Annotated in this window: 17 protein-coding genes; 8 read left to right on the top strand and 9 right to left on the bottom strand. The window is 46.6% G+C overall.

What is annotated here, in order from left to right:
- Nucleotides 1-102: 102 nt before the first annotated feature.
- On the bottom strand, nucleotides 103-1,101 hold the full coding sequence (locus AYJ58_RS15165; protein WP_106650773.1) for a cytochrome-c peroxidase: 999 nt from the start codon (nucleotides 1,099-1,101) through the stop codon (nucleotides 103-105).
- 482 nt (nucleotides 1,102-1,583) lie between these two features.
- Between AYJ58_RS15165 and AYJ58_RS15160 the strand changes: the two genes are divergently transcribed.
- Nucleotides 1,584-2,456, top strand: coding sequence for a 6-carboxytetrahydropterin synthase (locus tag AYJ58_RS15160; RefSeq protein ID WP_106650772.1), 873 nt, complete (start codon nucleotides 1,584-1,586; stop codon nucleotides 2,454-2,456).
- Nucleotides 2,457-2,901: 445 nt separating this feature from the next.
- Nucleotides 2,902-3,765 (top strand): M23 family metallopeptidase, encoded by an 864-nt coding sequence (locus tag AYJ58_RS15155; protein ID WP_106650771.1) that lies wholly within the window; start codon nucleotides 2,902-2,904, stop codon nucleotides 3,763-3,765.
- Nucleotides 3,766-3,915: 150 nt separating this feature from the next.
- On the opposite strand, the gene AYJ58_RS15150 is transcribed toward AYJ58_RS15155, so the two are convergent.
- From AYJ58_RS15150 to AYJ58_RS15140, 3 genes are all read right to left on the bottom strand, one after another.
- Nucleotides 3,916-4,176, bottom strand: coding sequence for a DUF5062 family protein (locus tag AYJ58_RS15150; RefSeq protein WP_106650770.1), 261 nt, complete (start codon nucleotides 4,174-4,176; stop codon nucleotides 3,916-3,918).
- Between the two features lie 307 nt (nucleotides 4,177-4,483).
- A complete protein-coding gene (locus tag AYJ58_RS15145; protein ID WP_106650769.1) occupies nucleotides 4,484-5,179 on the bottom strand; it encodes a VOC family protein in 696 nt (231 codons plus the stop codon).
- A 175-nt stretch (nucleotides 5,180-5,354) separates the two neighbouring features.
- Nucleotides 5,355-5,867, bottom strand: coding sequence for a L,D-transpeptidase family protein (locus tag AYJ58_RS15140; RefSeq protein ID WP_106651838.1), 513 nt, complete (start codon nucleotides 5,865-5,867; stop codon nucleotides 5,355-5,357).
- A gap of 172 nt (nucleotides 5,868-6,039) precedes the next feature.
- Between AYJ58_RS15140 and AYJ58_RS15135 the strand changes: the two genes are divergently transcribed.
- Nucleotides 6,040-6,894: an ion transporter gene (locus tag AYJ58_RS15135; RefSeq protein WP_106650768.1), complete on the top strand. Its 855-nt coding sequence runs from the start codon at nucleotides 6,040-6,042 to the stop codon at nucleotides 6,892-6,894.
- Between the two features lie 47 nt (nucleotides 6,895-6,941).
- Nucleotides 6,942-8,489, top strand: coding sequence for an MATE family efflux transporter (locus AYJ58_RS15130; RefSeq protein WP_106650767.1), 1,548 nt, complete (start codon nucleotides 6,942-6,944; stop codon nucleotides 8,487-8,489).
- A gap of 231 nt (nucleotides 8,490-8,720) precedes the next feature.
- Here the strand turns inward: AYJ58_RS15130 and AYJ58_RS15125 are convergent, their stop codons facing one another.
- A complete protein-coding gene (locus AYJ58_RS15125; RefSeq protein WP_106650766.1) occupies nucleotides 8,721-8,918 on the bottom strand; it encodes a DUF2986 domain-containing protein in 198 nt (65 codons plus the stop codon).
- Between the two features lie 365 nt (nucleotides 8,919-9,283).
- Between AYJ58_RS15125 and yqfB the strand changes: the two genes are divergently transcribed.
- The gene (yqfB, locus tag AYJ58_RS15120) at nucleotides 9,284-9,601 is read left to right on the top strand and encodes a N(4)-acetylcytidine aminohydrolase (RefSeq protein ID WP_106650765.1); all 318 of its coding nucleotides are present in this window, start codon (nucleotides 9,284-9,286) and stop codon (nucleotides 9,599-9,601) included.
- Between the two features lie 142 nt (nucleotides 9,602-9,743).
- Here the strand turns inward: yqfB and AYJ58_RS15115 are convergent, their stop codons facing one another.
- The 4 genes from AYJ58_RS15115 to AYJ58_RS15100 all read right to left on the bottom strand — a co-directional run bounded on the left by AYJ58_RS15115 (nucleotide 9,744) and on the right by AYJ58_RS15100 (nucleotide 18,707).
- Entirely contained in the window at nucleotides 9,744-12,791 is a 3,048-nt protein-coding gene (locus AYJ58_RS15115) for an efflux RND transporter permease subunit (RefSeq protein WP_106650764.1), read from the bottom strand.
- A complete protein-coding gene (locus tag AYJ58_RS15110) occupies nucleotides 12,788-16,045 on the bottom strand; it encodes an efflux RND transporter permease subunit (protein ID WP_106650763.1) in 3,258 nt (1,085 codons plus the stop codon). The genes AYJ58_RS15115 and AYJ58_RS15110 overlap by 4 nt, the downstream gene beginning before the upstream one ends.
- A 12-nt stretch (nucleotides 16,046-16,057) precedes the next feature.
- Entirely contained in the window at nucleotides 16,058-17,122 is a 1,065-nt protein-coding gene (locus AYJ58_RS15105) for an efflux RND transporter periplasmic adaptor subunit (protein WP_106650762.1), read from the bottom strand.
- 298 nt (nucleotides 17,123-17,420) lie between these two features.
- Nucleotides 17,421-18,707 (bottom strand): citrate synthase, encoded by a 1,287-nt coding sequence (locus AYJ58_RS15100; RefSeq protein ID WP_071939348.1) that lies wholly within the window; start codon nucleotides 18,705-18,707, stop codon nucleotides 17,421-17,423.
- A 415-nt stretch (nucleotides 18,708-19,122) separates the two neighbouring features.
- On the opposite strand from AYJ58_RS15100, the gene sdhC reads away from it, so the two are divergent.
- From sdhC to sdhA, 3 genes are read left to right on the top strand one after another with little or no spacing between them, the layout of a single operon-like run.
- Nucleotides 19,123-19,518, top strand: coding sequence for a succinate dehydrogenase, cytochrome b556 subunit (gene sdhC, locus AYJ58_RS15095; protein ID WP_012089416.1), 396 nt, complete (start codon nucleotides 19,123-19,125; stop codon nucleotides 19,516-19,518).
- Nucleotides 19,512-19,859 (top strand): succinate dehydrogenase, hydrophobic membrane anchor protein, encoded by a 348-nt coding sequence (gene sdhD / locus AYJ58_RS15090; protein WP_106650761.1) that lies wholly within the window; start codon nucleotides 19,512-19,514, stop codon nucleotides 19,857-19,859. Before sdhC ends, sdhD begins: the two co-directional genes overlap by 7 nt.
- Nucleotides 19,860-21,626 carry a succinate dehydrogenase flavoprotein subunit gene (gene sdhA, locus AYJ58_RS15085; RefSeq protein ID WP_106650760.1) on the top strand — a complete coding sequence of 589 codons (1,767 nt, stop codon included), beginning with the start codon at nucleotides 19,860-19,862 and terminating at the stop codon, nucleotides 21,624-21,626. It abuts the gene before it with no gap.
- Nucleotides 21,627-21,630: the final 4 nt, after the last annotated feature.

Below are 21,630 nucleotides of genomic sequence, written 5' to 3'. Positions count from 1 at the left end.
TTGACTCTCGGCCTTTTTGCTAACCCAATCACCAAATCACTAAGTGTCGCGCTGACTCAGTTTCTAAGTGAGAACTTCTTAGTCAGTGACTCGTTGCCTATGTTAATTATTAGAACTAAATGGCACAGGACGTGGTGTATCTTTATTCGATGGTGGCAGAATCGGCAGCGTGATTTGTGGCTGTTCGCCCGTTAAGGCTTCAAGGAAGGCGACCATTTCTTTCACTTCTTGGTTAGAGAGTTTTTGCCCTAATTGAATGTCTGCCATGGTATTCACCGCTTCTTCTAAGGTCCAGACGCTGCCATCATGGAAGTAGGGATAGGTGAGCTCAATATTGCGTAGTGTCGGCACTTTAAACACAAATTTATCAGCTTCTTTACCTGTGACGCCCTTACGACCTTCTGCAGGATTATTGGTGTGGAACGGTTTGATGAGGCCCATTTTCATATACATAGTGCCACCGACGGCGGGGCCATTATGGCAACTTACGCAACCTTTATCCTTGAAGAGTTGGTAACCCGCTTTAGCATTCGCGCTGATGGCATCTTGTTTGCCCAGAAGAAATTGATCGAAGGGGCTATTAGGGGTGACTAAGGTTTTTTCAAAGGTGGCAATGGCATCGGTTAAACGGTCAATTGTGACTTTGTCATCGCCATAGACCTTGGCGAAGTGCGCTCTGTAGGCGGGCATAGAGGCGATAGTTTCAGTGGCGAGTTCATGGGTAAAGCCCATCTCTTTCGGGTTGGCGATAGGGCCCGCGGCTTGTTCTTTCAAATCACTGGCACGACCATCCCAAAATTGAGCCAGCATAAAGTCTGCATTTAGCACTGTGGGCGAGTTAATTGGGCCTTCCTGCCAATGGTGACCAATGGATGTGGGTAGAGCATCGACACCACCAGTGGATAAATTATGGCAAGAGTTACAAGAGATAAAGCCAGATTTAGACAGTCTGGGTTCGAAGAACAGCATTTTACCTAATTCAACTTTTTCAGGTTCAGTGATCTTGGCTGTTGTGATCACTTCGATGGGTTCTGCACTGATAGCATGGGCACTGGCTAACATACCTGCGATGAAAATGGCGATAGATGTAAGTTTGGTCATCTTATTTCTCCCTATATAACCTTGGTATTTGTATGGTTTAATTGGGATGCTAGCGGTTAATAAGGCTGGGTGATAATGCTTTGTTTCGATTGGGTCTATCGCTGTTGCGGATTAAGCTTTTGCGATCTAATTCTCTGTTTTTATTCTATTATTCTGCTAGGTTGAACTGTGTTCCTGTTAAGGCTTTATCTGTTAATCGACAAGGTCGATGCATTGTTGCTTTCTGTCTAACGACATTTGATGGTTGCAATGAGTTACATTGCTGGATTTTCGACTACCTGATATACACATCTGATACAAACATCTGAGACAAAATATTGAACCGAGTGGATTCATTTGTCGCGACAACAGACGGAATTGATTAGAATCTCTGTTCATGTTGAGTTGACTCGTGTTGAGTGCCTCAAGTTAGCACGCTCGGCCATCGCCAAGCGGTGCTATAAAATTACATAGGTGGACTGTTTTTCTGCCGAGGAGCGTTAATGCAATTGTTTGTCAAAGATTTAACTGTGATCGATTTTTCCTATTTGTGCCCAAAGCGCGGCATGGTGGGGGAGAGTTGGATTGTCGATGTTCTGCTTGAGGGCGGATTAGACGAGCAAAACATGGTGCTCGATTTTGCTAAAGTCAAACGTACGATCAAGCAGACCATAGATGCGGTGGCCGATCATCGTTTATTAGTGCCTACGGCCTGCAGCAGTGTGCGATGGCAACAGCAGGGCGATAGAGTGTGGATGGATTTTGATAGTCAGTTAGGTGAAATTCATTTGGCCTGTCCTTCCCAAGCCTTTGCCTTAGTGCCGACCGAAGAGATTGATATTCCCAGTGTGAATGCCTTTTTACAGAAAGCGTTACGTGAAGCTTTACCTAAGAATGTCGAAGGGATCACGCTCACCCTGAGACATGAAATCCTCGATACGCCTTACTACCATTACAGCCATGGTTTACGTAAACACGATGGTAATTGTCAGCGTATCGCCCATGGACATCGTAGCCCTATTCACGTTTATGAAAATGGCAGCCCAGCACCAAAGTGGGATGAGTATTGGGCCAAGCGATGGCACGATATTTATTTGGGCAGTGAAGAGGATTTAGTTTCAGTTGACACTCTCAATCTTTCGTCGCAAACACGGATCACCGATAGCAGCCACTATGGTTTTCACTATCAAGCGCCCCAAGGGGATTTCCAATTGGCAATGCCAAAGGAATGCTGTGATTTAATTCCCCACGACACCACAGTTGAGTTGTTAGCCGATTATATTGCCACGACATTAGTCGCTAAAGTGCCAGGAAGTCAGTTTAAAGTGGTGGCGTTTGAAGGTGTAGGTAAAGGCGCGATTGTGTCTAAGGGATAAGCGCTAAGTTTGGGTAGCTAAGTTTAGGTAAATAGAGCCGAGTAAATATAAATTACTTGCTGAATGAGCCTCGGCAGATTGTCGGGGCTTTTTTGTGTCTTCATAACCTTAGATAAAGCGCGATTGCTATTGTATGCAATACATCATTAGGTATTTGCGCCGCTGTGGATCGATTTTTAGGGCGGGTTAGGTTAACGTGACGCATGGATTTAATCGGTCAGAGTTTAGTGATTCAGTGTTAGCGATAAGTTAGTGGTGTGCTGGTGATGCGTTAGTGTCGTGCAGAACGCATTCAATGGGCATTGCCCTGAGTTGACCATCGAGAAGATTTTTTGTGAAGATGTTTAGGGCTATGATGTTCGAGGCTAAGATGCCCGATAATAGAATATTAGGAACTCAGATTTTGGAAACTATTGGTTTGGGAAACGTTTCGGGAAGAAATAAGATGTTGGGAAATCGTTTAACGGCATGGTTAACCTTGGGCCTAGTGCTCATTGCGCCTCAGGTGCAAGCAGCGGTGACTTTGCAAGGCAAGTTAGAGCAAGGCGCATTAATGCGGGGTCAAGCGCCAGCGGGCACTCAGATTAGCTTAAATGGTGAAGCCATTAAGGTCACGCCTGACGGTCATTTTGCCTTTGGTTTTGATCGTGACGGTGAATTGAGCCAGCAGCTAACCTTGGTTTATCCCGATGGTTTGACTGAGGTTAAGCCTTTAACTTTGGCCAAGCGTGAGTACGATATTCAAAGTGTCAAGGGCATTAGTTCTAAGATCATGAAGCCCGATCCCGTCGCGCAGGAAAGAGCGGCGAAAGACACGGCGCAGGTAAAAGCAGCGCGGGCAACATTTAGCGAGCAAACGGCCTTTTTACAGGCGTTTATTTGGCCGCTGACGGGGCGTATTTCCGGGGTTTATGGTAGCCAACGTATTTATAACGACGTACCCGGTAATCCACACTTTGGTGTGGATGTGGCGGCGAAAACCGGCACTGTCGTGGTAGCGCCCGCCGATGGTGTGATAAGCCTGTCTGTTCCCGACATGTTTTATTCGGGTGGGACTATGGTGATCGACCATGGCTATGGCGTAAGTTCGAGCTTTTTGCACTTGAGTAAGTTGTACGTCAACGCGGGTGAAGCGGTTAAGCAAGGTCAAGCCGTGGCAGAGGTGGGCGCAACAGGTCGTGCTAATGGCCCGCATTTAGATTGGCGAGTGAACTGGTATCAAATGCGCCTCGATCCCACAACCATAGTGCCACCCATGGCAACAGTGCTAGCGAATGAGAAAGCCAGTAAAGCGGCTAAAAAAGGCTAGGTTCGATATCCAGCTCTGGCTCAATTAAATGGCGCTATGATGCGCCATTTTTTATGATTCTTATCGTTAGCACTCGACAAGTTGGATTCTTTATATTTGCTTTCACTGCCCGCTTGCAGATAATGAATTTCAACCGCTTAGCTCAAAAGATTACTTCAATAATGGATGATCGGCAGGTAGCTGGCGGGTGATCCATAAAATCAGTTTGTGTTTCATGTTTGGCCCATCTTCTTTATCTTTGGCCAGTGGCTGGATTAAGTTGTCTGTGACCAATAAACGGTAAATACATTCCACTTTATCTTTGGGCGAGATGCCTTTGTCGAAGTCCGCATATCCGCGTTTTTTGGCATAGCCAATCCCGATTTCCATGGCGAACTTCAATATTTGCGCTTCGTTCTTGTGTGGTTTCATTGGCGATCCTCTGTTTGCACATCGAATCCATCAAGTGGACTCGATAATGTATGCCTGATGGCATCTGCGAGTTATACGTCCTAAGTTACGCTAAATATGCTGGTTTCTAGATTTAATTTTGGCAATTTTTGACAAAACTACCAAAAAAAACGCCTAAAGATGATCTGGATACTGAGTCTGAACACTGAACCTGATTGATATAGTCATCAACAGATTTGTTCGTTAAGACAAGTGCGGTAAGTGCCAATGGAAATCTAAGCTCAATGCTATCTTCTTGCAGATATTAAGCCCGCCTAAAATAGGCTGTCTACGTTTGCTCGCTGGCGATCACTGCTTTTATGCCATGGGGATGCACTTTAATGCACACATCATCGCGCTTAAAGGCAATCGTCGGATTGGCTAAACGCTCTTTATCCCCTTTGGGCGAGCTCATCTTAATTTTTATCCCAGCAAGGGATGCTAAGCTTTGTGAGTTCAAGCCTTGTGAACTTAAGCCTTGTGAATTTAAGCCTTGTGAGCTTGACTGAACGGGCTCTGCAGTGTGCTCCGATGGCAGTAAGGCGCTGAGTTTGGGACATAGTGCGAGCAAATCTTGGCTCAGGGTATCGCAATCTTTGGCTTTAGAATCAATGACTAGCTCTATGTGTTCCCAGCCTTCCTGCGGATAGACTTTGTCGCTGGGGTAGGGAAGTTCGACACAGGCAATGCTAAATTGACCCAGCGTAAGTGGGATATCTAGTTCGATAATCAGAATCGTACGACCATTGATGATATTGTCTGAAATGATCTTACCGACGCGGCTAAAGGCATAGCGCAGCGCATCGGCACTGTCGATGGAATTGACGCGCAGCGCGACATGATCGCAAACCAGTGCTTTATCCGCTAAGTCTAAGGTTTCAAGCAAGGCTAAAATCTGTGCTTCGAAGGCGGGCCAGCTTTGGGTTAATTGTTCATAGCTGATGATTTTGCTCTGCGGCGTGGCAGCTTCATTGGATGATGACATATAGGCTCCAAGGCATGTGTATTACCGTTAGTTTTTATCCCTTACACAAAATCACGGGGATAATACGGCTAACGATATGATGTAAATGGCTAAATAAAAACGCCCATTAAGCTGGGCGTGTTTGATGTTGCGACATTATCTATTCGGCGTGTTGCCATGGCTAAGTAGGCTAAGGTTACGGCCAAATCTCAATTGGTGTTCCTTCATCGACCACTTTCCACACTTCATCCATTTCGGCGTTGGTTATCGCAATACAACCGTCGGTCCAGTTGTATTGCTGGGCTTGTTCTGGCGGCAACGGCGACTTAGGGTTCTGACCGTGGATCATGATCATGCCTCCGGGTCTAATGCCTAAGGCTTTGGCTCTGAGTTTATCTTCTTCATTGGGATAGGAAATATGGATCGATTTATAATAGGCACTGTCGGGCTTTTTATAATCTAGGGTATAACGTCCCTGTGGTGTGCGTTGATCGCCTTCCTTTAATTTGTGTCCTGCGGGTAAGTCACCCATGGCAATGCGATATTGTTTGAGTATTTTGCCATCGCGCAATAAAGCCATACTGGATTCGGATTTTGTGATCACCACAAGATCCACTTTACCCATGCCTGAGGCATGTAATCCGGGTGAAACGAGTGCCGCGATAGTCACAGTGAGGGTGGTCAATGTGGAAAGTAGGGTGGCGCGCATGAATTCCTCGAAAATTAACACTAGTTGTTGGCTTTTTTCGGCATCATACCGCAATTTTATCCTGCTGTGAGTAGATAATTTTGAGCTGAATGCAATTGCATGGCAGACTCGTGGGATATTTATGATGTAATCCCAGAGTTACTCAGTTTGTTGCAAGGAAGTAAAAGCTTTTATGTCTGAAAACATCGAATCCGAAAGCCCACTAAAACGTCAATTACGCACCATTATTTTTGGCACTGATACTCCCGCTGGCCGCTATTTTGATATCGCCTTAATGGTGTGCATTGTGCTGAGTGTCGCTCTAGTGTTTCTCGATACGGTAGAAGTGTTTCATCGTGAATACGGGCAGATTATTCGCGTCTTGGAGTGGGTCTTTACGATTATATTCACCCTTGAATATGGCCTACGTTTGTATTGTGCGACTCATCCCGTGTTATATGCCCGCAGCTTTTATGGCATAGTCGATTTGTTATCTGTATTGCCAAGTTACCTCGCCTTACTGATCCCTGGCGCCAACTTTACCTTAGTCATCCGAATTCTCAGGTTATTCAGGATATTCCGCGTACTCAAATTACTGCGTTATTTGAGTGAAGGGAATGTGTTGCTTAGAGCCATGATGCAGTCGAGTCGTAAGGTCTTTATATTTTTCTTCTCGGTCAGTTTGATCGTTATGGTGCTCAGTGCGGTAATGTATGTTGTTGAAGGGCCTGATAATGGTTTTAGTTCAATACCTAAATCTGTCTACTGGACAATTGTGACTATTACTACTGTCGGTTACGGTGATATCACCCCAAAAACGGGATTAGGTCAGGCGATTGCCGCTTTTACTATGTTGATTGGTTACTCGATTATCGCGATCCCAACGGGGATTTTAACCGCGGAGATATCCCAAGAAGTGGGGCGCCATCGAGATTTACGCTCGTGCAATCAATGCCATAAAACCGGCCACGATCTTGATGCCATGTACTGTAGCCGCTGCGGATGCGAGTTAGATAGCTTAGATGCCCCCGTTGAAAATGACGCTTAGTCATTGTTTTAGCTAACACTTATTATTTTTGCAGGTAACACACACGTATGACGCAAGCCAAGTTTGTTGAAGGCCCCATATTACGTCACATCTTAGTGATGAGTTCGACTGCCGCTGTGGGAATTTCTGCCTTATTTGTGGTGGATTTACTGGATATCTTTTTCCTGAGTTTATTGGGGGAGCATGAGCTGGCGGCGGCTGTGGGTTATGCTGGCAGCATCTCCTTTTTCACGACATCCATTGGGATAGGCTTATCAATTGCTTTAGGCGCTTTAGTGTCTCGCTCGATTGGCGCAAAAGATGTGGTGTTAGCAAAGCGGCTATTGCTCAATAGCGCCGTTGTGACAACGCTGATTAGCGTGCTGGTGGCCGCGGTGGTCACCACTTTCATCCCTGAGTTGGTTGCCTTAGTGGGCGCAAGTGGCCATACGGCTGAGCTCGCTGCCAGCTACTTGTATATCTTAGTGCCTTCCTTGCCTTTTATTTGTCTTGCGATGGCGCTCGGCGGGGCTTTGCGCGCCGTGGGTGATGCAAAGTTATCCATGATGTCGACCTTAGCGGGCGGCGGCGTTAATGCTGTACTCGACCCGATTTTTATCTTCTTGTTCGCCATGGGGATTGAAGGCGCGGCATTGGCATCCGTTTTAGCGCGGGTGGCGGTATTTTTAATTGCTGGCCGCGGCGTTGTAGTTAAGCATAAGTTGTTAGGTAATTTCGATAAGGCGCATTTTATCGCCGATCTAAAACCCATCTTTGCCATAGCGGGACCCGCTATGTTAACCAATGTGGCGACGCCTATCGGTAATGCCTTTGTGACCCGAGCCATTGCCGATTTCGGTGACGCTTACGTGGCGGGCTGGGCGGTATTAGGGCGTTTAATCCCTGTGACCTTTGGGATGATCTTTGCGCTTTCGGGTGCGATTGGCCCTATTGTTGGTCAAAATTTTGGTGCGGGACAGTTTGACCGAGTGCGCGAGAGTTTAACTCGTGCCATCCAGTTTTGTGCTGTGTATGTGCTGGTAATGTCTCTGTTGCTGTTTGCGCTTAAGTCACATTTGGTCAATGTGTTTGATATGAAGGGCGATAGCGCCGACCTTATCCACTTTTTCTGTAGTTATATTGCGGTTTTCTTTATCTTTTCGGGGATTTTATTCGTGGCTAATGCGTCCTTTAATAACCTCGGTAAGGCTAAATATTCCACCTTGTTTAATGTTGGTAAAGCCACCTTAGGCACAGTGCCCTTTGTGTATTTGGGTGCACTTTGGGGCGGGGTTTATGGCGTGTTGATTGGGCAAGTTTTAGGGTCTATTTTGTTTGGTACTTTAGGTGTGTGGGTTGCCTACCGTTTAGTGGATAAAGTGGCGGCGCAGGCCCAGTTGTCCGCGATGGTGAATGTTGGCGGTATCAATGCCGCTCCCCGTAATGTTGAGCTGAGTGAAGAGGAGGAAATCGCGAACTGTGTGGCTGAGAACCTGCCGAGTGCGACCAATCCACTTTCATCTTCTTGCGTGCAGATGGCGCAATTAACCGAGGAGCAAGAGAGTGAGTCGGTATTGCCAATAACGTATTTAGAAGAAGGCAAAAAGCCGAACTGACTTTAGCAGTTAATGGTTCACCTGTTTTAGTGACGCTCCAAACTGTCAAATAACGTTATTGAATCAAACATAAACACTCAAGCTGGTTCACCGCGCACCGTTAGGAATACAGAAAAACAAAATGCCACAAGATTGCTTGTGGCATTTTGTTTTAAGCGGCGTTTGCAGTTAATCGAGTCGGGTTAACAATGCAAAAATAGGCCGCTAGAAAGCGTTATTCTGCGGTACTGCTTATTCTTCAATGCTTGGCGTGTCTTTTTGGCCTTCGACTTGTTCAGTCGTGGCTTCTAATGCCGCCATTTTTGCGCGTTCGGCCTTAGAGATGTAACCTGATTTTGCTGGCGAGCCGATAGTTACTGGGTCGACTTTATTCAGTCTGGCCTTAGCGCGTTTAGCAATTTTCTTGATGATCTTTTGTTTCTTGTTCATGACGTCTCTAATTTCGTTTCGCACCCGCTATGCGCAGGAATATGAGGCCAAGGGCTCAATTGAGGGCGGATTCTAACTCAATCTGAGCGAACTGACCATGTTTTGCTGAATTGTTTTACTGAAAGCTGTCGAAAAGAACTGCAACTTTTGGGCGTCTAATAATTGGTAGTCAATTCGGCAATAGCGCGTTTGTACGGGAGTTTGACTCAATGGGCAGTACAGGGATGAGTGCAATCGATGCCGAGTATTTACCGCTATATGCTGTCAGTAGGCGTTAAAAGCCATTATATTGCCCCGCATGATTCGTTCGATAAACTGACGCCAATGTCATTTTTTATTGCTTATGTACAATCTGAGGAAAAGCTGTGTTACTCACTAAAATCACTTTTTTCGAGCGTTTTGAACACGATATCCTAAGTGGTTCGAAAACCATTACCCTGCGCGATGAAGCCGAGTCCCATGTGATAGCGGGGCAAATTCTACCTGTGTCCACCTTCGAAACGGACCGCTGGTTTTGTGATATCCAGATTATCGATGTCACGCCAGTAAAGTTAACTGAGCTCACCGAAGTGCATGCCAAACAAGAGAATATGACTCTGCTACAGTTACGCGATGTGATTGCCGAGATTTACCCCGGTCTTGAGCAATTGTTTATGATCCGCTTTAGGATTTTGCCGCAGTAATTTGTCGCCGTAGTATGTCGCAGCAATGAGTGTTGTAAGATGTTCTGGTTCGATTCATAAATAGAAAAGGCTGCGCTGCAGCCTTTTGGTTCATTGTTTTAATGTCATTTGCTTCAAAAGCAAATTCAGTTGTGCCGGCTGACTACACTGTCCAAGGTAGCAGTTTTTGAGCTACGCGGTCGGCTTGGCCTAAACGAATAGCGGCACGATGGCGCATTCGATACAAGGCTTGGTAGCACAAAGGCACTAAGTACAAGCTAGTCAATGTCGAGAACGACAAGCCACCAATAATGGCGATTGCCATGGGGTAATATGGCGGGCCGCCGCCACCAATTTGGGTATCACCCATCGCCAGTGGAACTAAGCCCAACACTGTGGTGCCCACTGTCATCAATACTGGCCGCAAACGCGTGATACACACGTCTCGAATGGTGGCGGACAATTTGTCGAGATCCGGCGTCATCTGGTTAATTTGATCCACCAGAACTATGCCGTTATTCACTACAATTCCCATTAAAATCAATATGCCTATCATGGCCATCACAGAAATAGGCGTGCCCGTGATAAACAGCGCCCAGAATACCCCTGTGATCGAAAATAGGATTGAAGTGATAATCGCCGTCGGCAATAACAGCGACTCAAATAGCGCCGCCATAACGATGTAAATCATCGCAACAGCCAATAGCATATTGGTTGCCATCACATTCTGATCTTCATCTTGACGCTCGAATCCACCGCGCAGTGAATAGTCGTAGCCATTAGGGAAATGGATATTTTCCATCACTTGCTTGATCTTAGTTTGCGCTTCTTCCGTGGTGAGGTTTTCTAAGTTTGCGCCAATCGACAAAGAGGTTTGGCGATTAAAGTGCTTAATGGTATCGAAGCGAGGTTGGATCTCAATCTTCGCTAAGTTATCTAAGGTGTACACCCTTTGGTCGATGCGCACTATTGGTAACTGCTTGAGTTTTTCGAGCGATTTTTGCCACTCTTTCTCATAGGCCATTTCGATGCGCAGTTCGCCATTGGGATCGTGGCGGAACGAGCGCAGCGGTGAACCGCGCAGTGCCATAGAGATACTCGAAGCGATTTCATTGAGTTTTAAATCTAACCGCGCCGCCATTTGCCTGTCGATGCGGATGACCACTTCCTGTTGCGCACCGTTAAGCTCGGAGCGAACGTCTTGCATTCCTTTGATATTTTGCAGTAAAGGGATCACTTGTTCGCTTAAGTTAATCAGCTCAGAGGTTGAGCGCCCTGTGAGCGTCACGCGCACACCAGAGTTGTCATTGCCCCAACCAAATTGCGGTTTAGCGATGGAATACTTAGGAAAGCCGCTGCGGATTTTCTTTTTCAACTCATCCAATGGCATAGGTAAGTCTTTCTTTAGCAATATCACCGATGAACCGTCGTCGGATGAATAGTAGCTGTAGACAGAATCAATATGAAATTCCTCTTTATTTTTATAAAGATACTCTTCCATTTGATTAATCATCGCCTCAGTAACATTGAGATTATGCCGACCTTCCACTTGGTAGTTGATGTAAATCCGCTCCTTGCTCTGGCTGTCTTCTTGATCCTGTTTGACCATCGACAGCGGCAGGGCGGTAGAGGCGAGAATGGCCACCGCAATCAAGCCTGAACGCCAAGGCCTCAGCAATACCCAGTTAAGCGTATTGTTGTAGAAGCGCTGTAACTTACCGGCATCCTTTTCGGGCGCGATATCGAAGTGGAACTTAGTCAACATCAAAGGGATCAAGGTTTTAGCAACCAGTAGTGATGCCGCAAGCGAGATACAAATCGCGATGGCAACATGCTCGAGGAAAATCGTCAGTTCCACTTTCACGCCAAAAATATTGGGTAAAAATACGATGGCAGTGGTCATAGTACCCGCCAATACGGCGAGGGACACTTTATCGACCCCAGTCATCACTGACTCTTCATTATCCTTGGGTGATTTGCCCTGTTTCTCCTGCAACACGCTCTCGGTCACCACCACAGCGTTATCAATTAACATACCAATGGCGAGCAAGAGTCCCATCATAGACAGGATATTCAAGCTGTAACCGAGTAAATACATGGCGGCGAGCGTCATACCGATGGAAATTGGCACAGACGACACGACCACTAAGGTCATTTTCAAATTACGCAGGAACAAGTACAGCACCACAAAGGACAGCAGGGCACCGATTAAGCCCGAAAGTAAAAGGTCCATCAGTGACGATTTAACACCAGAGGCTTGATCTTCCATGATAAACAGACGAATACCTTGGAATTGCTGATCTTGTTTCGCTAGTTCAATGACTTTTAGTACGCGTTCAGACACTTCGACTAAGTTAGCGCCTGATTCCTTAAACACATCTAAACCGACAGCATAGTGCTGATCTAAGTGCCGGCCTTCGATACGCTCGGGCAAAGCAAACTGCACATCTGCAACATCGCCTAAGGTCAATCCGGGGATTAGCACCAGTGCTTTGATATCTTCAAGGTTTCTAAACTCGCCCTTCGGCGACACTTGATAAACTATGTTACTGGCCCTGAGTGTGCCTGCGCTAATGACAAAGTTTTCTCTGCCAAGGCGTGCTTGCAAGTCGGTGGCTGAAAAACCACTGGCGGCAAGACGGTCGGCATTGATGCGCACTTCAATTTGCTTTTGTTCAACGCCGTACAGGCTGACTTTAGAGACACCTTCAACACGTTCAAGTGGACGCTTGAGCTGTTTATCGAGTAAATCGAATGCGCCTGACAGCTCGCGGTCGCTCGATATACGTATCGTGAGCACAGGCATGTCGGCGGTGGAGAATTGGCGGATAAAGACCCGCTCAACGTCCTTTGGCAGTAAATGCCGCACCGCATCGATTTTTTCCCGCGCTTCTAGGCTCTTAGTGGCAACGTTCTCACCCCACTTCATATTGATTTCGATTTCAGAACCTTCTTGAGAAGATTCAGATTCGAGCTCATCAATCCCACCCATAGTGGCGAGGGATTCCTCCAGCACTTTAGTGATATCGCGCTCCACTTCTGCGGGGGTCGAGCCCTTGTAGGGCACTTGCACCACAATTTGCGGAATATCGATACCGGGGAACATTTCCAGCGGTAACAGACGACTCGAGGCGAGACCAAATAGCAAGATAGCAAAGAAGAACATGCTGGTAGTCACGGGACGCTTAATGGCTAAACGGGTGAGGTTCATGGGCGAGCCTCCTCAACGTCATGCGCTATATCAGTGGCTGCAACGTCATACACTTTACGGTCGAACAGGGCATAGAGCACTGGGAGCACAATTAGAGTCAATAAAGTCGATAAACTCAGACCAAAAATCACCGTAATCGCCATAGGTGCACGTACCTCAGAACCATCGCCCAACCCCAGTGCCATCGGCAATAAGCCTAAGGTGGTGGTGAGCGTGGTCATCATAATGGGACGTAGGCGCGATTTAGCAGCGGCGCGAATGGCATCTAGTTTTTCAACACCTTCACTGCGCAGTTGGTTGATGCGATCCACCAAAACAATCGCGTTGTTCACTACAATACCCGCCAACATAATAAGGCCGATAAACACCACCACACTCAAATGGGTTTGGGTGATGTAAAGCCCCAGCACGCTACCCGCCAATGCCATAGGTACAGCAAACAGGATAAGCAAGGGGTGTAGTAGTGACTCAAACTGACTCGCCATCACTAAATACACTAAGAAAATCGCTAAGATAAGGGCAATTTTGAGTGACTGGAACGAGTGCTCCATTTCCTCATTTTGACCACCAAAGCGGGCTTGCACCGATGCGGGCAGCACTTGTTGCGACAGTATTTGCTGCGCCTGTGCCACTGCATCGCTTAAGTCACCGTAGGCGAGGTTCGCCGACACCAATGCCACACGTTGCTGGCTGATACGGTTAATCGCCGAGGGGCCTAATTGTAATGACACTTCGGCAACCGCGCTTAAGGCAATGGGTTGGCTGCTGTTCGGGTTGATGATTAAGGCATCGATATCGCTGATATGATCGCGCTCGGCGAGTTCACTGCGCACCAGAATATCAATCTTACGATCACGTACTGTGTATTGACTGGCAATAGTGCCGCCAACCCGCTGGGCAATGCGATTCGCCACCGTTGGTGCGTCCATTCCGAGCGCTGCTAACCTTGCATGATCGAAACGGATACTCAGCTCAGGTTGACCATCACGCAGACTGGTATTCACATCAGCAAAACGATCTGATGCCGATAACGCTTTGACTAGACTATCGGCACTGCGCTTGAGCAAGCTCAAATCGTAGCCTGTGAGCTCAATCTCCAGTGGCGTTTTAAAGCTGAACAACTCAGGTTGCTCGATTTTCGCTTCAAGTTCAGGAATACGGCGTGCGGTATCACGCAGCACTTGAGTGATTGCGTTATAGGCACTGTGATCTGTCAGCACCACTTGTAAGCGGCCCCAATTTTCACCACCGCGAGCAGTATCCGAGGTCATCAAACCACCGCTACCAGCTTGGCTATAGGCATGTTTGACTTCGGCTCTGTCCTTGATAGACAACGCGAGTTGTTGCAATACCTTATCGGTTTCGCTCACTGCAGTACCCGGTGGCAGTAGGATTTCTACATAGAATTCGCCCTGATTCATGGGTGGAATAAGCTCCATACCTAGGCGAGGTAATAGGCTAATACACGCACCTGTTATCGCAATGGTGAGCAGCAGCGTGGTCATTTGTTGACGTAGCGCCGAGGCTAGCAGCTTGTGATAAACCTGCTCGATACTGTGGTAGACAAAGTTAAACCCTGAACTTAAAGGACGCATGATAAGACCGATTAGCCAGGAGAAGAAGCGGCCTAAAATCAGCACTAAGGTCAGTAATGCACTAGGTAAGTAACTAAATATCAACAGAATAGGGAATGAGAATACCGTCGCGCTGTAGTGCTTAAGTTTACCCATTTTAGTGGTGGGTTTATCCTTTGGCGTGGTTTTTATCAGCGAGGGTAAGGTTTTAAAGCCTTCGCGTGATGCCAGCATAGGGATAGAGGTTAAGGCGACTAACAGCGAGGCTAATAAAGCAAAGGTGACCGTCAGCGCTTGGTCGGAGAACAGGGCACCAGCAATCCCATCTACAAACACTAAGGGTACAAATACCGCAAGGGTCGTCAGTGTGGAGGCGAAAATCGCGCCCGCTACTTCTTTAGTTCCTGTGACTGCAGCGTCTAACTTACTCATGCCTTCACTGCGACAGCGGTCGATGTTCTCTAATACCACAATGGCGTTATCGACTAACAGACCAATGGCCAGCGCAATACCACCTAATGACATGATGTTTAAGCTGATATCGGCAAAATACATCATGTTAAAGGTAGCGATAACTGAGAAGGGAATCGAGATGGAAATAATCAGCGTTGGGATGATGTTACGCAGGAATAGGTAAATCACTAGCATAGACAATAAACTGCCCATCAGCGCCGAAGAGGTGACTTCGCTGACCGCACTTTCGATAAACTCGGATTGATCGTAAATCACTTCGAGTTTGTTTTGCTTAGGATCTTGATTGATTTTGACAAGCTCATCGCGCAGTTTTTTGGCGACAGCGACAGTGTTAGCATCACCTTCTTTATAAATCGCCAGTTCAATCGATTCTTGGCTACCGATGCGGGTGATATCACTGCGCTCTTTATAAGCATCCGTAATTGTCGCGACTTCGAATAAACGCACTAAGGTTTGCTCGTCACGATAGACGATCACTTGGCCAAGTTCATCCAATGAATTGAATTGGTTTAGTGTCCGCACTAAGTATTCGCGATCACCTTGGATCACTTTACCGGCAGAGAGGTTGATGTTTTCCTCATTAATACGACGTTTAATGTCGTCGGCATTGAGATTAAGTTGCGATAGTTTTTCTTGATTGAGCTGAATGTGTACTTCTTGCTCTAGGCCGCCAGATAAACGCACGGCGGCGACCCCAGAAAGCGCTTCTAAGCGACGCTTAAGCTCTTCTTCTGCGTAGGTGCGCATTTGCTTAAGATCGGCTTCTGAGGCATTGGGCACAGACAACGCAAGACGCATAATCGGGTCAAGGTTGGGGTTAAAACGCAGCAGTAATGGCTTTTTTACATCAAGCGGCAGGGCGATAGTGTCGAGTTTTTCGCGCACATCTAAACTCGCCATGTCCATTGTGGTGCCCCATTCAAACTCGAGCACTACATCTGACATGCCTGAGCGCGAAATAGAGCTGATCTTACGTAAGCCTTTGACCACGCCAACGGCTTCTTCAATGGGTTTTGAGACGAGCTGTTCAACTTCTACTGGCGCCGCACCGTCATACATAGTGCGAATGGTTAATGTGGGATAGCTTAAGTCTGGCAGTAACTTTACCGCTAAGCGGGAAAAACCCACCATGCCGAATAAAATCACCGCCAGCATGAACATCCATACCGTGACTGGCCGTTTAACGGAAGTGCTGATAATTGACATGAAAGGCTCCTATCAGTTCTTAGCGGAAGCAAGATCGAGTGGGGTGATCACTTCGACTAAGGATTGGTCTTTCAAGTTTTGCTGGCCGCGGGTAACGACTTGTTCGCCTGGGTTAATGCCTGCAACTACTTCCACAAAGTCACCTTCACGGTAGCCAATTTCGACTTCACGGCGGTTAGCATTGGTGCCATCGATAACATACAGAGCTTGCCTGTTATCTTGGTTGATCAGTGCACTGTAGGGAACGGTAATCACGTTTTCGTGGGTGTCATACTTAAGCTCAACACGGGTAAACATCCCTGCTTTTAGGCGCGCTTCTTGATTCGGTACCGCTAATGTCACTTTAAACGTGCCACTTTGCGGGTCAACAATCGGGCTTATCCGCAGCACTTTGGCATGGATAGCATTTTTACTTTGTTGATTGCTGAACACTTGTGCTTCTTGGCCAAGTCTTAAGCTGGCAAGTTGTTGCTCTGGCAGATGGACAATTCCGTGGAGTTCATCTTGATTGACTATGTAGAACAAGTCGCCAAATTCCTTCGCCATGTTGCCTGCTTTCACATAACGCTTAGCGACGACGCCGCTGATAGGGGAGAGTACGCGGCTTTCTTTTACTTGTAGCTCGGCAAGATCTTTCTTGGCGATGGCGGCTTGCAAGTTATATTCAAGTTTGGCCATCGAATCTGCGCTGATAAATTCTTTGTTGCCCATTTTCTTCAGACGATTCAATTCCTGCTCAATGATTTTAACTTCGGCTTCTGAGCGGTCTAAATCGTATTGCTGTCTTTTGGCATCGATAACGGCGAGCACTTGGCCCTTTTGAACGCGGTCACCTTCTTCAACGGCCAATGATTCAATGAGTCCAGAAATGCGGCTGACGACATTGGCTTCTTGAGGCGCTTCTAAGGTGGCTGTTGTGCTGTAGAAAGATGAAACGTTTCCTTGCATCACAGTGGTGGTTTCGACGGGAATGGCATATTTTTCTTCTTTTTTTGCCACTTCTTCCTCACCACAAGCTGCCAGCATTGAAATCATGAGCAGGGGGAGGGCGAATTTAGCAATGTTTGACTTTTCCATAAGAGTGTTACCTGTTGTCTTTATTGTGATGCCATTTGATAGCAGAAACCGTGCCAATGTTAAATGTAGCTTAATTTCATATGGTTAAGCTATATTTAAGTTAGGGCTAATGTGTGGATTTCACTAAATGTAGCTAAAAAGTTTAAAAAGTGATGAGAATAACTAAAGGCGGTTAACAGCGGTTATGCAAATAGGCAATTGCAACAATGTATTTTGTGTAACAAGGGGAGTGTAAAAGGTGATTGTTCGATATGAAAAAAGCGCCCTCAGGCGCTTTTTAATGCGTAAGCCGTGTGACTTAGCGTTTGTCTTGTGCGACGAAATCACGTGCAGTTTCGCCAGTGTATAACTGACGTGGACGGCTGATTTTGTGGCCTGGTTGATCTAACATTTCTTTCCAGTGAGCAATCCAGCCTACAGTACGAGCCAGTGCAAACAGCACAGTGAACATACTGGTTGGAATACCAATGGCTTTCATGATGATGCCAGAGTAGAAGTCGACGTTTGGATACAGCTTCTTAGAAATGAAGTATTCGTCTTCAAGCGCAATGCGCTCAAGCTCCATTGCCACATCCAATAGTGGATCGTTAACTTTCAGTTCTTTCAGCACTTCGTGACAGGTTTCACGCATAACTTTGGCACGTGGGTCAAAGTTTTTGTAAACACGGTGTCCAAAGCCCATCAGACGGAATGGATCGTTCTTGTCTTTAGCACGTTCAATGAATTCAGGAATACGGTCAACTGAACCGATTTCTTCTAACATTTGCAAACAGGCTTCGTTAGCGCCGCCGTGTGCAGGGCCCCAAAGAGACGCGATACCCGCTGCGATACACGCAAATGGGTTAGCACCTGAAGAACCCGCTAAACGTACGGTTGAAGTCGATGCGTTTTGTTCATGATCAGCATGTAAAATGAAGATCCTGTCCATTGCACGTTCAACAATAGGGTTAACTATGTATTCTTCACATGGTACAGCAAACATCATGCTTAAGAAGTTGCCCGCATAGCTTAAGTCATTACGTGGATACACGAATGGCTGGCCTGAAGAATACTTGTAGCACATGGCTGCTATCGTAGGCATTTTTGAGACTAAGCGATAAGCGGCGATTTCGCGGTGACGTGGATCGTTAACATCCAGAGAGTCTTGGTAAAATGCAGATAATGCACCCGTCACACCACATAACATGGCCATAGGATGAGCATCACGACGGAAACCTCTAAAGAAGAAGGCTAGCTGCTCGTGAACCATAGTGTGGGTTTTAACTGTATGTACAAACTCAGTATATTGCGCTTTCGTCGGCAGTTCACCGTAAAGCAGCAGATAACACAGGTCTAGGTAATCGGAGTCAACGGCTAGTTGATCGATTGGATAGCCACGGTGTAACAATATACCCAGATCACCATCAATATAGGTAATTGCAGATTCACAGGAGGCAGTCGCAAGAAAACCTGGATCAAAAGTAAAGTAACCTTTGCTGCCAAGTTTACTGATGTCGATTACGTCAAAACCAGCGGTTCCCTGCTTTACTGGCAATTCTATCGAGTCGTTCCCTGGTAATTCTAATTTGGCTTTTAAATCAGCCATACCCCGTTCTCCTTACTTAGTTCTTATCTGTGAGTGCGGCATGTCAAACCGCCATTACTTTACAGCCATTCTAGATCACATTTCAATTTAAATAAGCGTTTAAATTTGTTAGACCATGGTATAAATGCCTTTACTTTCCCATGCGGAACTGGCACTTACAGTAAAAATTCGTCAAAAAAACATAATTTGCATTCTGTGATGTTTGTATTTGACATTTGCCGCGAGTATACTTGCCTCGCCCAATAAGGGCCGCAAACAACGATTATAAAGCACCCTCTGTTTACATGTTAAATGAGTGCGTGCTCAGATAGTTAACTGTTTGTTTAAACTTTGCTTTTGTGTTTACTTTTGCCGTGATTCACATCCCAGTTTAAAGTTTGTACAAAAGCGGTTCACATAACAAAAAAAATGCTCAATGGAGCTGAGTGAGCAGAACGTGAAAAAGCAAAGACCTGTCCATTTAGATCTGCAGACCATTCGCTTTCCTGCAACAGCGATTGTGTCAATTCTTCACCGTGTTTCCGGTGTCATCATGCTGTTCGCAGTTGGCATTCTCATTTGGTTGCTAAATTCATCTTTAGCATCAGCTGAAAGTTTCGCTGGCGTACAATCTCTATTTGATAACTTCGTTATGAAGTTCATCCTATGGGGCATTATGACTGCACTGGCGTATCACTTGTTTGGTGGCCTACGTCACTTAGTAATGGATACCGGTCGTTGGGAAGAATTGTCATCGGGTGCCGCATCAGCGAAAGCTGTATTTGCCTTAACGGTAGCCTTTTCAATCATAGCGGGGATCTGGGTATGGTAACCAATGCAGCAAGTTTTGGACGCAGTGGTGTTCATGACTTTATTCTACTACGCGCTAGTGCAGTGATCCTCGCCTGTTACACCATTTTCTTGGTTGGCTTTATTGCATGTAGTTCCCCTCTCACCTACGACGTCTGGCATAGCCTTTTTAGCGCTCTGCCAATGAAAGTGTTTACACTTCTGACGCTGGTTGCATTACTCGTACACGCTTGGATTGGTGTATGGCAAGTGCTGACAGATTACGTCAAGTGCACGTCGTTACGTGGTGTTTTACAGTTCACCTTTGTCGTTACCGTATTTTGTTATTTAGCGGCCGGCATTGTTATTGTGTGGGGTGTCTAAGTGAGTATTCCAGTACGCGAATTTGATGCTGTAGTGATCGGTGCCGGTGGCGCTGGTATGCGTGCAGCGCTGCAGATTTCCAAAGAAGGTAAAAGCTGTGCGCTTTTATCAAAAGTATTTCCAACTCGTTCTCATACCGTATCTGCGCAGGGTGGTATCACTGTTGCGTTAGGTAACGCCCATGAAGATCATTGGGAACAGCACATGTACGATACCGTGAAAGGTTCCGATTTTATCGGTGACCAAGAAGCGATTGAATTCATGTGTAAAACCGGTCCTGAAGCCGTTATTGAACTTGAGCAAATGGGTTTGCCTTTCTCTCGTTTCGAAAATGGCACGATTTACCAACGTCCGTTTGGTGGTCAATCTAAGAACTTTGGTGGCGAGCAGGCTGCACGTACTGCGGCAGCTGCCGACCGTACTGGTCATGCTTTGCTGCACTGTTTATACCAACAAAACGTGAAGCATAAGACGCAAGTCTTCTCAGAATGGTATGCATTAGATCTCGTTAAAAACGATGATGGCGCCGTTGTGGGTTGTACTGCGATTGAAATTGAAACGGGCGATATCGTTTATTTCAAAGCCAAAGCAACGATTCTAGCGACCGGTGGTGCAGGGCGTATTTACGCTTCTACTACTAACGCGCATATCAACACCGGTGACGGTGTCGGTATGGCAATGCGTGCTGGCGTGCAAATGCAAGACATGGAAATGTGGCAATTCCACCCAACTGGTATCGCCGGCGCGGGTGTACTTGTGACTGAAGGTTGTCGTGGTGAAGGCGGTTATCTGCTGAACAAAGACGGCGAGCGCTTCATGGAGCGTTATGCCCCTAACGCGAAAGATTTGGCATCACGCGACGTGGTAGCACGTTCAATGATGACTGAAATCCGCGAAGGTCGTGGTTTAGACGGTCCATTAGGTCCACATTGTTTACTCAAGCTTGATCACTTAGGTAAAGAAACATTAGAAGCACGTTTACCAGGCGTGTGTGAATTGTCTCGTACCTTTGCCCATATCGATCCGGCCGATGGTCCAATTCCAGTGTTGCCAACCTGTCACTACATGATGGGCGGTCTGCCAACTAAAGTCAGTGGTCAAGTTATTCGTAAGAATGAAGATGGTACTGAACAAGATGTTATCGGTCTGTTTGCTGTGGGTGAGATTGCCTGTGTATCTGTTCACGGTGCAAACCGCTTAGGTGGTAACTCATTGCTCGATTTAGTGGTCTTTGGCCGCGCAGCGGGTCAGCATTTAGGTAAAGCTTTGGATGAGACTGACGATCCAAAAGACGCAAGCGATGCGGATATTCAAGCATCACTGGCTCGTCTGAATCGTTGGGAAAGCAACAAAGATGGCGAAGATCCAGCGCAAATCCGTAAGGATCTGCAACTGTGTATGCAATTAAACTTCTCTGTATTCCGTCGTGGCGATGCTATGGCTGAAGGTTTAGAGCAGTTGAAAGTCATCCGCGAACGTCTTGCAAAGGCGAAGTTGTCAGATAACTCTCGTGAATTCAACACTCAACGTATTGAATGTTTAGAGTTAGATAACCTAATGGCAACAGCAATCGCTACGGCCTATGCTGCTAACTTCCGTACTGAAAGTCGCGGTGCTCACTCACGTGAAGATTATTTAGAGCGTGATGATGAGAACTGGTTATGCCACAGCTTATTTGACCCTGTGACTGAAACGATGGATCGTCGTGCAGTGAACATGGCACCTAAGTTACGTGAAGCATTCCCACCGAAGAAACGTACCTACTAGGAGT

Source organism: Shewanella sp. Pdp11, assembly GCF_002838165.1.
GTDB lineage: Bacteria > Pseudomonadota > Gammaproteobacteria > Enterobacterales > Shewanellaceae > Shewanella > Shewanella hafniensis.
This window is presented reverse-complemented; position numbering and strand designations above follow the sequence as displayed.

What these genes read in the sequence shown, in the direction of transcription:
- AYJ58_RS15145 (WP_106650769.1), bottom strand. Translation starts at nt 5,179, where the DNA reads ATGTCATCATCCAATGAAGCTGCCACGCCGCAGAGCAAAATCATCAGC.
- AYJ58_RS15125 (WP_106650766.1), bottom strand. Translation starts at nt 8,918, where the DNA reads ATGAACAAGAAACAAAAGATCATCAAGAAAATTGCTAAACGCGCTAAG.
- AYJ58_RS15150 (WP_106650770.1), bottom strand. Translation starts at nt 4,176, where the DNA reads ATGAAACCACACAAGAACGAAGCGCAAATATTGAAGTTCGCCATGGAA.
- sdhD (WP_106650761.1), top strand. Translation starts at nt 19,512, where the DNA reads ATGGTAACCAATGCAGCAAGTTTTGGACGCAGTGGTGTTCATGACTTT.
- AYJ58_RS15155 (WP_106650771.1), top strand. Translation starts at nt 2,902, where the DNA reads ATGTTGGGAAATCGTTTAACGGCATGGTTAACCTTGGGCCTAGTGCTC.
- AYJ58_RS15140 (WP_106651838.1), bottom strand. Translation starts at nt 5,867, where the DNA reads ATGCGCGCCACCCTACTTTCCACATTGACCACCCTCACTGTGACTATC.
- AYJ58_RS15130 (WP_106650767.1), top strand. Translation starts at nt 6,942, where the DNA reads ATGACGCAAGCCAAGTTTGTTGAAGGCCCCATATTACGTCACATCTTA.
- sdhC (WP_012089416.1), top strand. Translation starts at nt 19,123, where the DNA reads ATGGAGCTGAGTGAGCAGAACGTGAAAAAGCAAAGACCTGTCCATTTA.
- AYJ58_RS15100 (WP_071939348.1), bottom strand. Translation starts at nt 18,707, where the DNA reads ATGGCTGATTTAAAAGCCAAATTAGAATTACCAGGGAACGACTCGATA.
- AYJ58_RS15165 (WP_106650773.1), bottom strand. Translation starts at nt 1,101, where the DNA reads ATGACCAAACTTACATCTATCGCCATTTTCATCGCAGGTATGTTAGCC.
- AYJ58_RS15115 (WP_106650764.1), bottom strand. Translation starts at nt 12,791, where the DNA reads ATGAACCTCACCCGTTTAGCCATTAAGCGTCCCGTGACTACCAGCATG.
- AYJ58_RS15105 (WP_106650762.1), bottom strand. Translation starts at nt 17,122, where the DNA reads ATGGAAAAGTCAAACATTGCTAAATTCGCCCTCCCCCTGCTCATGATT.
- AYJ58_RS15135 (WP_106650768.1), top strand. Translation starts at nt 6,040, where the DNA reads ATGTCTGAAAACATCGAATCCGAAAGCCCACTAAAACGTCAATTACGC.
- AYJ58_RS15160 (WP_106650772.1), top strand. Translation starts at nt 1,584, where the DNA reads ATGCAATTGTTTGTCAAAGATTTAACTGTGATCGATTTTTCCTATTTG.
- AYJ58_RS15110 (WP_106650763.1), bottom strand. Translation starts at nt 16,045, where the DNA reads ATGTCAATTATCAGCACTTCCGTTAAACGGCCAGTCACGGTATGGATG.